Annotated in this window: 10 protein-coding genes, 3 pseudogenes and 1 riboswitch; of the genes and pseudogenes, 10 read left to right on the top strand and 3 right to left on the bottom strand. The window is 41.0% G+C overall.

Annotation, left to right across the window (positions count from 1 at the left end; genetic code table 11):
- The 6 genes and pseudogenes from HWQ40_RS18580 to HWQ40_RS18560 all read left to right on the top strand — a co-directional run bounded on the left by HWQ40_RS18580 (window position 1) and on the right by HWQ40_RS18560 (window position 10097).
- A complete protein-coding gene (locus HWQ40_RS18580; RefSeq protein ID WP_292780215.1) occupies window positions 1-3864 on the top strand; it encodes a DNA methyltransferase in 3864 nt (1287 codons plus the stop codon).
- Between the two features lie 16 nt (window positions 3865-3880).
- Window positions 3881-4210: a DUF2887 domain-containing protein gene (locus HWQ40_RS18575; protein ID WP_366934006.1), complete on the top strand. Its 330-nt coding sequence runs from the start codon at window positions 3881-3883 to the stop codon at window positions 4208-4210.
- Window positions 4211-4283: 73 nt separating this feature from the next.
- Window positions 4284-4484 (top strand): hypothetical protein, encoded by a 201-nt coding sequence (locus HWQ40_RS18570; RefSeq protein WP_366934005.1) that lies wholly within the window; start codon window positions 4284-4286, stop codon window positions 4482-4484.
- Window positions 4460-4858: pseudogene (locus tag HWQ40_RS35665) on the top strand (DEAD/DEAH box helicase); the annotation flags it as partial. The gene HWQ40_RS18570 and the pseudogene HWQ40_RS35665, both read left to right, overlap by 25 nt.
- A gap of 51 nt (window positions 4859-4909) precedes the next feature.
- Entirely contained in the window at window positions 4910-9154 is a 4245-nt protein-coding gene (locus HWQ40_RS18565) for a helicase-related protein (protein ID WP_366934009.1), read from the top strand.
- A 181-nt stretch (window positions 9155-9335) separates the two neighbouring features.
- Entirely contained in the window at window positions 9336-10097 is a 762-nt protein-coding gene (locus HWQ40_RS18560) for a WD40 repeat domain-containing protein (protein ID WP_292780213.1), read from the top strand.
- A 24-nt stretch (window positions 10098-10121) separates the two neighbouring features.
- Here the strand turns inward: HWQ40_RS18560 and HWQ40_RS18555 are convergent.
- Window positions 10122-10909, bottom strand: a pseudogene (locus HWQ40_RS18555) (IS5 family transposase).
- An 88-nt stretch (window positions 10910-10997) separates the two neighbouring features.
- Between HWQ40_RS18555 and HWQ40_RS18550 the strand changes: the two are divergent.
- From HWQ40_RS18550 to HWQ40_RS18535, 4 genes and pseudogenes are all read left to right on the top strand, one after another.
- A pseudogene (locus HWQ40_RS18550) lies at window positions 10998-11414 on the top strand (N-acetylmuramoyl-L-alanine amidase); the annotation flags it as partial.
- Window positions 11415-11644: 230 nt separating this feature from the next.
- A riboswitch (cobalamin riboswitch) is annotated at window positions 11645-11793 on the top strand.
- Window positions 11794-12090: 297 nt separating this feature from the next.
- Window positions 12091-12501: a DUF1636 domain-containing protein gene (locus tag HWQ40_RS18545; RefSeq protein WP_292780211.1), complete on the top strand. Its 411-nt coding sequence runs from the start codon at window positions 12091-12093 to the stop codon at window positions 12499-12501.
- A 75-nt stretch (window positions 12502-12576) separates the two neighbouring features.
- A complete protein-coding gene (locus HWQ40_RS18540) occupies window positions 12577-13017 on the top strand; it encodes a hypothetical protein (RefSeq protein WP_292780209.1) in 441 nt (146 codons plus the stop codon).
- Between the two features lie 8 nt (window positions 13018-13025).
- Complete coding sequence (locus HWQ40_RS18535; protein WP_366934008.1) at window positions 13026-13427, top strand: four helix bundle protein; 402 nt, start codon at window positions 13026-13028, stop codon at window positions 13425-13427.
- 28 nt (window positions 13428-13455) lie between these two features.
- Here HWQ40_RS18535 and HWQ40_RS18530 read toward each other — a convergent pair whose 3' ends face one another.
- Both HWQ40_RS18530 and HWQ40_RS18525 read right to left on the bottom strand, forming a co-directional pair.
- Window positions 13456-13926, bottom strand: a complete 471-nt coding sequence (locus HWQ40_RS18530) for a hypothetical protein (RefSeq protein WP_292780207.1) — start codon at window positions 13924-13926, stop codon at window positions 13456-13458.
- Window positions 13923-15212, bottom strand: coding sequence for a ribonucleoside-diphosphate reductase subunit alpha (locus HWQ40_RS18525; RefSeq protein WP_292780205.1), 1290 nt, complete (start codon window positions 15210-15212; stop codon window positions 13923-13925). The genes HWQ40_RS18530 and HWQ40_RS18525 overlap by 4 nt, the downstream gene beginning before the upstream one ends.
- Between the last annotated feature and the right edge of the window lie 87 nt (window positions 15213-15299).

The raw sequence follows: 15299 nt of genomic DNA, 5'->3' as shown, positions 1-15299 counted from the left end.
TTGCTGGCAGGTAATATCAAAGGGCAAGCACCAGAGGATTTTGGTTTTACGAAAACTGACAAGCTAGCAGATGAAATTGCGATCGCTTGGGGTGATGCTAAAGCTTATTGGGCTGCATTTCAACGGCAATTAGACAGGTTAGATGCAGATGATATCGCTACCAGCGTTACCCGCGAACTGTGGGTAGTTCCCTTACTACGCAGTCTCGGATATAACCCTGTTTACACTGCTAAAGCCGAAGTCGTGGAGGGACAAACTTATGCGATTTCTCATCGTGCAGAATTAGGCGAAAACAAGCCACCGATCCACATTATCGGTTGTCGAATCAAGGTAGATCATCGTCCTCCCAGTGGCACACCCAGGTTATCAGCACACGCACTGGTGCAGGAGTATCTTAACAAAACGGAACATCTGTGGGCGATCGCAACTAACGGTTTTCGCTGGCGGTTACTGCGCGACTCTTCCTTGATGACTCGTTTAACTTATATCGAATTTGACTTAGAACAGATTCTCAACGGTGAGAACTTTGCCGAGTTTGGGCTATTTTATCGGTTGTTTCACCGTTCTCGCTTGCCTGAAGGTATCGATGATGCGGATAAGTGCTTACTGGAATATTATCACCAAGAAGCACTGCAACAGGGCGGACGGGTACGCGACAGACTCCGAGATGGGGTAGAAAAAGCACTAATACAGCTAGGGACAGGTTTTCTCCAACATCCACAAAACGAACACCTCCGCCAAAAGTTTTTTAATAATTACGAATTACGAACTACGAATTACGAATTAGTTTATTATCGCCAACTGTTGCGGCTGATTTATCGCCTGCTGTTTTTGATGGTGGCAGAGTCCCGTAATTTATTAATAATTGGTGAAGATGTAGAGAAAGCACGAATCTACCGAGAATATTACAGCATTGAGCGACTGCGAGAGTTAGCCGAGCGTCCCCATTGGCGGCGGGAAGGCTTTCAAGATTTATGGCAGGGTTTGCGGGTTACATTCTTGCTGTTTGATGAAAATTGGCGGGGAAAATATTTAGGATTATCACCATTAAATGGCGATTTATTTGGTTCGTATACTCTACCAGCTTTAGATGATTGTGCTATTGATAATTACGACTTGCTAGTAGCGATTCGGGAGTTATCATTATATCAAGATAAGGGGCAATTACGACGGGTAAATTATGCTGCCTTAGACGTAGAAGAATTAGGTGGCGTATATGAAAGTCTCCTTGATTTTCACCCAGAAATCTCTCCTAAAAATTACGAATTTAAATTAGTATTTGGTAGTGAGAGGAAAACTACTGGCTCTTACTATACGCCACCGCAGCTAGTGGGACAACTGATAAAAACAGCTTTACAACCTGTAATTGAAGAAAAACTTCGTAGTACAAAAGAAAAGCTTCGGAACGCAGAAAGCAATTACGAATTAGAAAAAGCACTTCTCGACCTTAAAATTGTAGACCCCGCCTGTGGTTCAGGTCATTTCCTTTTAGCCGCAGCACGTCGGGTAGGAAAGGAATTAGCTAAAATTCGCACTGGGGAAGCTGAACCAGGTAGTGAACCTTTAAAGTTAGCGATTCGAGATGTTATTCAAAATTGCATTTATGGGGTGGATTTAAACCCCTTGGCTGTTGATTTGTGCAAAGTAGCCTTATGGATTGAAGGTTTTTCTCGCGGCTTCCCTCTTAATTTTTTAGACCACAGGATTAAGTGTGGTAATTCCCTTGTGGGAGTAATGAATTTAGATTGCCTGAAAGAGGGAATACCTGATGAAGCGTTTAAGCCAGTAACGGGTGATGATAAGGCTTTAGCAAATCGTCGTAAAAAGGAAAATAAAAAACAACGTGAGACAGATTTACAAGGACAATTATCAATATTTAATCATTTAGAAAAGCAACGTACAGAATATATTGCAAGTTTTCGAGAGTTAGGAGAAATTCCTGAAACTTCACCCCAACAAGTGAAGGATAAGCAGGCACAATATCAGCAAAGTCGTAAAAATCCTAGTTGGTGGCAAGACTATTCAGCGTGTAATTTGTGGACGGCGGCATTTTTTATGCCATTAACTGAAGATAATTTACAGTTATTACCCACTACAGCAGCTTTATCTCACCTATTAAAAGGTGATACCTCAACACAAAAGGTTGTGGATGCGGCGAATAAATTAGCTGAAGAAAAGCACTTTTTTCATTGGTGTTTAGAGTTTTCTGAAGTTTTTGAGGCAGGTGGATTTGACTGTGTGTTGGGAAATCCACCTTGGGAACGGATTAAGCTACAAGAGAAAGACTTTTTTGCTGGTCGTAATCTAGAAATTGCGAATGCAGGTAAAACAGAAAGAGAAACTTTAATAAAAAAATTATATAAAACAAATTCTGAATTAGTATACGAATTTGAAGATGCAAAGCATGATGCAGAGGCAGAGAGTAAATTTGTCCGTAAGTCTGGCAAATTTTCACTCACTGCCGTAGGAGATGTCAATACCTATGCTCTTTTTGCAGAACTTAACAGGACTATTATTAAGTCTGTTGGTCGAGTAGGCTGTATTGTACCACCTGGAATTGCCACTGATGATTCTACTAAACTTTTTATTCAGGAATTAGTAAAAAGCAAATCTGTTGTGAGTTTTTATGATTTTACAAACAGAGGCTATATATTTAAAGATTTGGAGAGTACACATTCATTTTCGTTATTAACTTTTTCTAAAAATCAAGTAGGCAATGTATTAATTGCTGCACAGCTTTGGAAGCTCAAAGATGCAGCAAAAGATGGCAGAGTTTATAGTTTAAGTATTCAAGATATTGAAAGATTAAATCCCAACACTTTAAATCTGCCGATACTTAGAACAGTTGAAGATGTCAACCTAATCAAAAAAATTTATCAAAGTGTACCTGTACTAGAAAATGAAGCTTTGCAACAAAATTTCTGGGGCATTAAATTTGCTGCAATGTTTCATATGACTAATGACTCATCAGCTTTCTTCCGCAAGAAAAGTCAGCTAGAAGAAAATGGATGGTATCTTGATAAAAATTTACTGAGAAAAGATAATAAATATTACTTACCAATGTATGAATCAAAGCTGACAGATATCTTTAATCATAGAGAATCTACTTTTGCTGGGATTTCAGAGTGCGATATGTATGGAACACGTCCTCGCACAACCAAAGCAACATTGGAAAATTTAGAGAATTCAAACTGGTCTATTACTCCTAGATATTGGGTTCCAGACACCGAAGTCAAAGCTAGAATACCGGATAGTTGGAAGTATTCCTGGTTGATCGGTTTTAGAAATGCTATGAGTGCTGTTGCTGACTCAAGAAGTGTTCGATTCACAATTATTCCTAAATTTGGTGTTGGAAATTCTATGCCTTTAATTTTTTCTAACCAACATCCTAAAAAAATAAGTGCATTAGTTGCGAATTTTAATTCCCTAGTTCTTGATTATGTAGCCAAGCAAAAAGCTAGTGGTGGAAATTTAAATTTCTACGTTGTTCGACAACTTCCCGTTCTTCCCCCAGAATTATACACCGCAGAAGATATCAAATTTATTAGCGATCGCGTACTTGAATTAGTCTACACTGCCTGGGATATGCAACCCTTCGCTAAAGATATGGGATACGACGGCGAACCCTTCATTTGGAATCCCAACAGACGCGCATTATTAAGAGCAGAACTAGACGCATATTACGCCAAACTCTACGGACTCACCCGTGATGAACTGCGATATATTCTCGACCCTGCTGATGTCTACGGCGCAGACTTCCCCAGCGAAACATTCCGCGTTTTGAAGAATAACGAAATTAAGCAATTTGGTGAATACCGCACACAAAGGTTAGTGCTAGAGGCATGGGATAGAATGTTTAAATAATTCGTAATTCCTAATTATGAAAACAGATGCAATTTTCTATGAAATATTGAAAGAATTCCCTAACATCTTCTTTGAAATTATTGGTAAACCAACTAACACCGATATTTACGAGTTTACCGCACCAGAAATTAAACAAACAAGCTTCCGATTAGATGGATTATTTGCTCCCCTTGCAGAATTTACTAATGAACCACTTTATTTTGCAGAAGTTCAGTTTTACAAAGATGAACAATTTTATAACAGACTGTTTACAAGTATTTTCCTTTACTTCACCCAATATCAGCCACCTAACCCTGACTGGTTCGCAATAGTTTTTCCTTCACTTCAGTCAATACAAACCAGCTAACTCCGAATGGTATGCAATTGTTATTTACGACAGACGTATTAATGAAATTCTACCCCACCCACGTTATCAGTTTTTGATAGAACATCATCTGCGCCGTATTTACCTCAACGAACTTAGCAGCGAAACGAATGACTCTATAGCGATAGGAATTACAAAACTATTTGGAGAAACTCTCAGAACAACTCCGGCTACCACCAAAAAGAAGCCTTTGAAACAGCACAACGTCAAGAACCCTACGTTGTCACCACAGGAACCGGTTCCGGTAAAAGCCTAACTTATGTTGTACCCATCATTGATGATTTGCTACACCATCCTGAAATCAAAGGAGTTAGGGCTATTTTGGTTTATCCCATGAATGCCCTAATTAATTCTCAGGAAGAAGAATTAAGAAAATTTCTCAAACAAGTACCTAACACCCATATTCGCGTTGAAAAGTACACTGGGCAAGAAAAACTAGATAAGAAAACCGAAATTCAAAACAACCCGCCTCAAATCTTGCTCACAAATTACGTGATGCTAGAGTTAATGCTCTCTCGCACGCACGAAGATAAATTAGTAGCATCCCCCGATTTAAAATTTCTGATACTAGATGAACTGCATACTTACAGAGGACGGCAAGGTGCAGATGTCGCCATCTTAATTCGCAAACTTCGGCAACGCTGCGGCCAGAAACTTCTGTGTATTGGCACTAGCGCCACCATGTCTTCCGAAGGTTCCCGCCAGCAACGCCGTCAGGTAGTGGCAGATGTTGCTAGTAAATTATTCGGTGTAGAAATTCAACCCAGCAACGTCATTGATGAAACTTTAGAACGTTCTATCAAAAGTGCTGCACCCACCACAGAAAAATTGCGGGAAAGCATTATTCAAGGTTTACCTCCAAAGTCCGAACAAACCTTAGACGCTTTTAAACAGCATTCCCTTAGCCACTGGGTAGAGATGAACTTTGGTTTAGAAGACAAACAAGGACATCTCGTGCGTCGCACACCCATCACCCTAGAAACAGGTGCAAATCAACTTGCAAATGAAACCCAACTCAACGAGGAAACTTGCTTAAATATCCTCAAACAAATATTTCTTTGGGGAAGCAAAACTAAGGGGTTAGCATTCCGCCTGCATCAGTTTATTTCCCAAGGCGGTAGCGTTTACGCCACCATTGAAAATCGAGACAAACGACTTCTCACCCTGGAAGGCCAGTACACAACCACCGAAAACCGACTGCTTTACCCCCTCGTCTTTTGTCGGGAATGCGGACAAGACTATTATGTGGTGCGCTACGATTCTGAAAAAGATATTGTACTGCCCCAATTACCCACAGCCTTAGATAGTCTTGACAATGAAGATATCAAGGAAGGCTACCTAACCCTTGATGAACCCGGACTTTGGGATAAAGAAGACGAAGAGAGACTTCCTGACTCATGGTTTAAAGAAACTAAAAGGCAAGGGCGTATTCCCGAAAAAAAATATGCACCTTTTATTCCCCACAAACTGCAAGTTCTACCCAACGGTAAAGTCATAAACTCTGTATTACAGGGAACTACCTGTTGGTTTATTCCTAAACCCTTTCTTACCTGTCTCCACTGCGGTGTATTGTACGACCAAAAGAAAAACGAATTTACCAAACTCTCTCGTCTAAGTAGTGAAGGGCGTAGTACCGCAACAACTCTACTTTGTCTTTCTACCGTTAGTCGCCTCAAGCAAGTTTTCACTGGCGAGAAAGCCAAAGCCGCAAAAATCCTCAGCTTTACTGATAACCGTCAAGATGCTTCATTACAGGCAGGACATTTCAATGATTTTGTCCAAACCAGTTTCTTACGGGCAGCTTTGAATAGTGCTATTCAAGAAAATGAAAAGTTAACTCACAAAGCACTGGCGGCGGAAGTTGTCAAACAGATGGCTTTATCTCAAGCAGATTATGCAATCGAAGCCGCAGAATTTGGCTTTGGTAAACGCAAGAATGAAGAAGCTTTTAGCAATTTAATTGAATATCGGCTATATGAAGATTTACGTCGCGGTTGGCGAATTGTCCAACCAAATCTAGAACAATGCGGTCTATTAACCATAGAATACGCCGAACTATTAGCAACTTGTGAAAATACTCAACTCTGGCAAAAATACCGCCATCCAATTTTACTGCAAGCCTCACCGTCACAAAGATATTTTGTTGTTAAAACCTTCCTCGACCACCTCAGAAAAAAATTGGTAATTGATGCGATAATTTTACAGCGAGAGGGAACAGAACAACTGAAAAAGGAAGTATCCCAAGCACTAAAAGACCCTTGGACAATTGATAATTTTGAATATTTACACGAAGCTAGTTGGGCAAGCCTCAGCCCCACAGAGAAAAAAGGTAAATCACGACGAAATACAATTAGACTGACAATTCGTGGTGAAATCGGGCGCTTTCTGCGTTCTAATCGGGCATGGAATTGGTTGCAAAAACCTTTGCCAGAGTCAGATTATAACCAATTAATTAATGCTCTGGTAAATGCTTTAGCAGACGCAGGTTACTTATACAAGAAGGAAGAAGAAGTCCAACTAAAAATTAATTCAATGGTCTGGGTGGCCTCAAAATTAAGTGAAATTCCCCCCGACCCTTTAACCTCCCGTCGCTTGCAAGGTAGCGACAGAAATACTTCTGTCAACCAATTTTTTCAAGACTTCTATCAAACTAACGCTCATCAAATTAAAGCATTAGAAGGGCGAGAACATACCGGACAGGTAAAAAACGAAAACCGCCAGAAACGAGAAGACGCATTCCGTCATGGCAAATTAGCAACTTTATTTTGCTCTCCGACAATGGAATTGGGGATAGACATTTCCGACCTCAGCGTTGTTCATCTGCGGAATGTTCCCCCCAGTCCAGCCAACTACGCCCAACGTAGTGGTCGCGCTGGGAGAAGTGGACAGGAAGCTTTAGTAATTACTTATGCCTCCATTGGTAGCGGTCACGACCAATATTTCTTTAAACGTCAAAGTCAAATGGTTGCTGGTGTCGTCGCCCCGCCCAAATTAGAACTAGCAAATCAGGATTTAATTAAATCTCATGTGTATTCAATTTGGCTAGCACACACTGGCTTATATCTGGAAAATTCCATGAACCAAATTCTGGAGTTAGATTCGCCGGACTGTCCGCTAAAAGAAGATGTCAGTCAGCAAATCAAGATGAGTCAGGAAAAATTAGCCAAATGTCTGGCAGCCACAAAACTGATTTTATCTGATACTTTCTGCCAAAACGATCTGAACAAAACTTCTTGGTATTCGGAAAATTGGTTACAGTTTACCCTAGAAAATGCACATAATGCCTTCGATCAAGCTTGCGATCGCTGGCGTAGACTATACAAAGATGCAGTTGAACAATTAGAAAAAGCCCGCGACAGCACAAGTCGTTATACCAGAGGCTATGCAACCCAAGAAGAACGAGATATCGCTAAAGCCCAAGAAAAAGAAGCACTGCGACAAATTGACCTGCTAGTAGGACAAGTCCAAGGCAAAAGCAATAATCAATTTGAATTTTACCCCTATCGTTACTTTGCTGCCGAGGGATTTCTACCTGGGTTTAACTTCCCCCGCTTACCAGTCCGGGCATTTATTCCCACAGAAGAAAGTGGCGAATTTATTTCCCGCCTCCGTAGCGTAGCTTTGAGAGAATTTGCCCCAGGTAATGTTATTTACTACGAGGGTAGTAAATTTATGGTAGCTAAAACCAAAATCCCTGTTGGTGGTGCTGACTATCAACGCGTAAATGTCTGCTTTAAATGCGGTTATTTCCATGAAGGGGCAACCAGTCACCGCGATACCTGTGAGAACTGCGGGGCAAAACTTGTCGATAGTAACAATAATAAGGCTTTACTTACACGCTTATTATCAATGGAAACTGCGATCGCCTGGAGACGAGAACGCATTACCTGCGACGAAGAAGAACGCCTTAAATACGGTTACAATATTACCACCCATTTCCGTTATGACCAGCAAAAACGCCAATCAGCAACGGTACAGACTGCCGATGGTACAGAATTATTACGTTTAACCTACGGCGCTACGGCAGACATCTGGCATATTAATCGTGGACTGAACAAGAAAAAAAGCGAGGAACGAGGATTTAAACTCGACATCAAAACTGGTATTTGGGGCGATGCCAAAAACGACTCAGCAAAAGATAGCATTCACGCCGACGTTAACTTAATGGTGAAAAACACCTGCAATATTTTGGTTGTTGAACCATTAGGTGTACCCACAGACGAAAGAGAAGCTTTTATTGCCACCCTGCAATATGTCTTGGAAACTGCCATCCAAGCAGTGTACAAATTAGAAGCCGATGAACTCGACTCCGAAGGCCTGGGAGACGGAAAATATTTGCTATTCTGGGAGGCTACGGAAGGCGGTGCAGGTGTACTTTCTCAACTATTAGAAAAACCTGATTCTTTTCAAAAAATAGCCGATGCAGCTTTAGATATTTGCCATTTCAAAGAACCTAAAGATAGCTGTGTCCAAGCTTGCTATGAATGCTTGCTTTCTTACCGCAACCAGTTCGACCATGCTTTGATAAATCGCCATCTCATCAAACCCTTGCTTGACGAACTGCGAAAAAGTACAGTGCAGATAGAAGGAATATGTCGTGATGAACAGTATCAACAACTGCTGCTACAAACAGACCCTAATTCTGAATTTGAACGCGTAGTTTTAGATGAAATTTATCACAGTGGGTATAAATTACCCGATACTGCACAGGAATTGATTCCAGAGTCAAACTGTAAGCCAGATTTTCTTTATAAAGAAAATTGCATTGCTGTTTTCTGCGACGGTTCAGTTCATGACAGCCCTGAAAAATGTAAGCAAGACCAAATTGAACGGGATAATCTCAAGCACAATACCAGTTACCATATCCTTACTCTACGGCATGATGAAGATTGGCGAAGAGAGTTGACAAAACTAGCAAGTTTATGAGTGACTTTAGAGTGCGATCGCACTTCCAAAATTAGAACTTAAGCATCAATAAGTAACTAAATTTTTTGCTGATTGTGCATAAGTTCTTTTTCATTATAATCACTCATTTAAACATTACTCGCCATTGTTGTTACAACCTCATAAATGGTAATACTGAGAATAGTATATAAATTAGAACCTTATGTTTAATAAATCAAAGGAATCTTTACCGTTAGCAAAAGCCAAGCGGCATTTAGCAGACAATTGCGAACAGCAGAGACTCATAGCTTTAGAACAAGCACTAACTTTGGGTCAGCAAGGTTTAGATTTGTTCACACAGCAAGCCTTACAGGATAATTCAGAAAAAATCCGACAATCTGCTTACTGGATACTCCATCAACACAACCCTTATCTCTGCAAAAATTCTGGAGAAATAAGCTCTAATAAACCGATATTCCCTACAGATACAATTGCCTGTGTTGCCATCAGTCCTGATAATGAAATTTTAGTGGGAGGAAGCTGGCAAAAAATTTGGGTTTGGAACTTACAAACAGGAGAATTGCTTCGCACCATTGATGCACATTCTCATTGGGTTTTATCTGTCGCTATTAATCGAGATAGCAATACCCTTGTAAGTAGTAGCGCAGATACAACAATTAAAGTATGGGATCTAAGTAAAGGCTCATTAATTTGGGAGATCAATGCTCATTCTAACTGGGTTAATGCCGTAGAAATTACGCCTGATGGCAAAACTATAGTTAGCGCCAGTGCAGACAAAACAATTAAAATCTGGGATTTAAATACAGGTAAATTGCAACATACCCTTAAAAACCATTCGGGTTCAGTTTTAAGTCTAGCAATTAGCCCAGATGGAAAAGTTATTGCCAGTGGTAGTACAGATAAAACCGTTAAATTATGGAATTTACAATCAGGAGAATTAGAGCGCACCTTAGAGGATGTCTGAAAAGTTTTTTAGAGGTAATTTTAATCACGCAAGTTGTTTGAGCATCAGACGAATCATCGCAACGTAAACAAAGGTTTCTGTCGTTTCCGGTAAGATTTCATAATCTTTACTTAATCGCCGACACCAATTAAACCAACCAAAAGTCCTCTCAACAAGCCAGCGTTTGGGTAATACAACAAAACCCTTCTGTTCTTCGTGGCGGGTGACAACGCTTACAATCCATCGATAGATATCAATCACCCAATGCTGAAAACCCTTACCACGATAGCCGCCATCAACCCAAATTGTGATTAAACGACGGAAGCGATCGCGGACTTGATCGAGTTTGGAAAAAACTAGTTTGGCACCTGCTTGCTCGCTAACATTGGCAGCAGTGATCACAACAACAATGAGTAAACCAAGTGTATCAACAAGTATATGGCGTTTTCGTCCCTTAATCTTTTTGCCAGAGTCATAACCAACTTCTTGCGATACCATTGTTGCTGTTTCAATGCTTTGGCTGTCCATAACTCACTGGGGGATGCTTCTCGGTTTTGACTTACCCTTACCCATAAACGTAACCGCTCGTGAATTTCAAACCATGTTCCATCTTTTCGCCATTGCCGGAAGTAATGATACACAGTTTTCCACTTGGGAAAGTCATTTGGCAGCATTCGCCATGCACAACCTGCACACAAGATGTAGAGGATGGCGTTAATGATCGCCTGCATATCAACACTACGTTTTCGACCACCTGTTTTTGGCGTAGGAATTAGCCCTGATAGTAGTTCCCACTGCTCAGAAGTCAGATTACTTGGGTACGATGGATTCATGGCTCTCGTAACTCTGTCATACTTAAGTATTTTTTCTAATGACAGGATACAGTTACGTGGGCTTTCTTACTTTTCAGACATCCTCTAAGAGCAAAATGGTATTAAAGTCATCATGACAAGGGATGCTGACTATTTTATCGATCTTGCTCCTAGAGTTGTCATGGCAGAACATGTTCATGCAGACTTATTCGTGAGCATTCATGCAAATTCAATTGATAACAACCCTAGTGCAAATGGTTTAGAAACCTATCATTACGACCGGGGTTATCGTTTAGCGCAAGTGGTTCACAAAAGCATTCTTCAAGCCATTCCGACATTAAAAGACAGAGGAGTAAAACGAGCTAGATTTTATGTGCTTAGAAAAAGTTCTATGCCCGCAATTTTAATAGAAACTGGTTTTGTAACAGGTTCTGAAGATAACCCCAGACTGGCGAACCCAGAGTATGATAATCGGATGGCTGAGGCGATCGTTCGCGGTATCCTCCAGTATTTACAGCAAAGGTAAGTAAGTTTCTTGTGAAGGCACTTACCAATCATAAAGTGACCAGCCGTCGCTTTCGTCTGTTCGCGCAGCGTCCCGTAGGGAAAGGCTTTCATCGCCAAAGATATAGTCGTGTGGACATAATATCCTTGATCTGGCTGGGCATTTTATTATTGGGATCTCCCTAAATCAAAGTTTTCCGCCAATAACAAAACAGGTGATTGAATTTTGCATTAAACTGTAAACAATGATATAGTCTAAGTTTAGAACTCGGTTCTAGTGGGGAACAGCCACTAGAGGAAAGGGGGAAAGTCCGGTGTAAATCCGGCGCTGTCCCGCAGCTGTAATCAAGGCTAGGCTTGCCTTGTGAGTCAGAATGCCCGCCGAAAGTAACAGACAAACTCATACCCATCTGCGAGGTACAGGTGAATACTCCTATAAATATTTCAACGATACATCAGTTTCACGTTCTCATAGTGCCAGAGATACCCCACAGACTACTCATGGCTGTGAAATTACAGACAGTTTATTGATAATTGCAATTATGCTTTGGTGCAACTGTCATTTGCGCTAGTTTTTTGCTGGCGTGAAAGCTTCTACAGAATTATTTCTGCCAAATTTACAGTTATGTTGCAGTTGCACGACTGCAAAAAGTTGTCATATCTGCGATTCAGACTTCTTTCTACAAACTTCAAAATTAATGCTCAATAAACAACATACTTTATTTGTTTGCACGACTTGTGACAGCGTGTGGCAAAACGGTAAACGAGTTGGTGAAAGTAAAGGTGAACAACTACTACAACAGCTTCAACAACTTGCACAAGATTGGGAATTGCGAAATAAATTCCACATTCAGGGAGTTGAATGCATGAGTGCTTGTAGTCGTTCTTGTGTCATTGCCTTTACAGCAGAAGGTAAATCAACCTATCTCTTTGGCGATTTACCAGTTGACAGCTGTGCATCTGCTGTACTGAAATGTGCAACTCAATATTATACTAAACCTGATGGTTTATTATTTTGGTCAGAACGACCTGAACCTTTGAAAAAGGGGATTTTAGCAAAGATTCCACCACTAAATAAGTGGGCAAAATTAAACATAAGTTGTTGTTAATTGATGATTGGGTAAAATTTTCCAGTTCCCAATCACCAGTACCTAAATCATTAGTCTTCAAAGGAATAGAAAGTAATGCAGATTCAAATAGCAACATTAGGCTATCCCCGCATTGGTAAAAACCGGGAAGTTAAGAAAGCGCTAGAATCATTTTGGAGTGGTAATATAGAGTCAGAATCATTACTCCAAACTGTGCGAAAAGTCGAGGAATATAACTGGAAAACTCAACTTGAAGCCGGAATTGACCATATTGTAATTGGAGACACAACTCTCTACGATCATGTACTTGACTGGACATTTCGTTTTGGGCTGATTCCTGAAAGATTTCAACAGCTTTCTGGCTTAGAACGCTACTTTACAATGGCACGAGGTAAAGAAGGAATTCCCGCCTTGGAAATGACCAAGTGGTTTGATACTAACTATCACTATCTCGTCCCGGAAATTGCAGAATCAACATTACCATCTGATTTCAGTGACTTTTTAGAACGGGTTAAGGGAGTAGGGAGTGGGGAGTAGGGAGTAGGATTAAAAAAGATACATACACTGATTTAGCATCTATCGCAATTAATAGTTATCGGGATTTAAAAGTTTGGCAGTTGGGTGTAAGCTTGACCAAGCAAGTTTATCTATTAACACGAGATTTTCCTAAGTCTGAAACATATGGTTTGAGTAGCCAAATGCAACGGGCGGCGGTATCGATCCCATCAAATTTGGCAGAAGGTCATGCTAGAGATTCAACACAAGAATTCCTGCGATTTATTGCGATCGCTCTCGGTTCTTTGGCGGAACTTGAAACCCAACTCATTGTAGCCGAACAATTGGAATACATAACCAATCCTAAACTCCAAGAAATCCTGACCAAAACTGACGAAATACAACGAATGCTTCGAGGTTTACAAAAATCCTTGAAAGCAAAGCTTTCTTAATCCCTACTCCCTACTCCCTACTCCCTAGTTAGTTTGCACAAGCAACACATTGCTCGTTCGTTTCTTTGAAACTATCTTTTTGGACAGTGCGAATATAGTAGATTGCTTTACAACCCAATTCCCAAGCCAGCATTAGGGTTTCAAAAATATCAAGAGCGCTGAGAGAACGCTCAAGTTCGTCGGGGAAATAAACTCCAGCGTTCAGATTAAACAGTAGTTCCATTGAAATTCCTGTATCAATCCATTGTTGGATTGTGGCGATCGCCCGCACCACTTTTTTCTGATCTAGTGTCTTATTTTCGACATAGAACCATAGATTATCCCGAATGTAAGGTGGTGCAATGGGTACTGAACCCTTTGCCCATTTTTCATAAAAGAATTTGCTGTAAACGGGTAAAACACTGGCTGTACAACCCTGAACTAAAGATGAAGAAGTATTGGGTGCGATCGCTGTAATGTGTGAATTGCGAATACCATGTTGTTTGATATCCTGACTCAATTTTGTGAGCGTTCTGGAAGACTAGGGTGTTGCAAAAACCAATCCACAGGTTTTGCTCCGATTAAATGTCCCTTGCTCCATTCACTACCTGCAAAAGCAGGATACGCACCTCGTTCCTGAGCAAGGAACATTGATGCAGATGTGCAATGGTAACCGATATCTTCAAATAAATCGCTGATTTCCTGAAGATGGGTGTAGGTGAGATGACGTTTTGCTAACCAATCGGCTAATCCCATACAGCCCACTCCAATTGTGCGATATTTGGCGTTGTGGGTGGCACTAGCAGCAAAGGGCGGTGAGGTGAGTTCAATCGTGTTATCTAATATACGTACTGCGATTTGACAAATCTCTGCTCGTTTCTCATCCTCAAGATTTGCCAGATTGATACTTACGAGATTACACGTATGTGCTTCTTCATCCGGTTTCACATTTGACCACGATTCTTGGCACAGGTTTCCACCTGGAATATAGCCCTCATGCTGATTGGGATTAGCTCGGTTCGCGGTATCTTTAAACCACAGATAAGGCATCCCGGTTTCTAATTGGGTTCGCATCACCTGTTTGAGTAAAAGACGAGCATTCACCCGTTTGTAAAGTGTAATCTCGCACTCTTTACTGGCTTCGATTTGAAGATAAGCCTTTTCAAATTCTTCACCCCACAACTGAGCCAATTCAATGCCTAAACGAGTTCGTACCTCATAAGAATCAACTAATGTCCATTCTTCATCGGCTACTACTCGCCGCATGAATTCGTCACTGACAACCAGTTGCGGGAACACGTCATAAGCTTTGCGTCGCCCGTCCCCATTCTCTGTTTGCATTTCCAAAAATTCGGGCAAGTCCAAATGCCAAATATCCAGACTGACAGTGACAGCACCTGCTCTGCGTCCACCTTGATTAACTGTGATCGCTGTATCATTCAACAACTTAATCCAGGTAACCACGCCACCAGAGGCATTAGCTTTCCCCATCACCCAACTGCCCGTTGCACGAATGCGAGACAGATTTACGCCGACACCGCCACCATTTTTGGAAATCCGAGCCGCATCATGAATACTGCCAAAAATGCTTTCTAAATTGTCGTCCATCGCCGTAATGAAACAACTGGCTAGGGAGCCATTGGGAATCCGCAAATTCGCTAAAATGGGCGTTGCCAAAGATATTTGACGATTCGCTAACGCTTCATAAAATTGCTTTGCCCAGGTTAATCGATTCTCTGGTGTTTCCACTGAGGCAATCAATAAAGCACAAGTTAAAAATGCTTCCTGTGGTAGCTCATTCGCCAAAAGATATCGCTTCGTCAGTAATACAGCTCCGGCATAATCATAGTCGGCATCTCAGTTGGGATTGATCCAAGTGTTAGCAATCTCTAA

It is taken from the genome of Nostoc sp. NMS9, assembly GCF_017114995.1.
GTDB lineage: Bacteria > Cyanobacteriota > Cyanobacteriia > Cyanobacteriales > Nostocaceae > Nostoc.
This window is presented reverse-complemented; position numbering and strand designations above follow the sequence as displayed.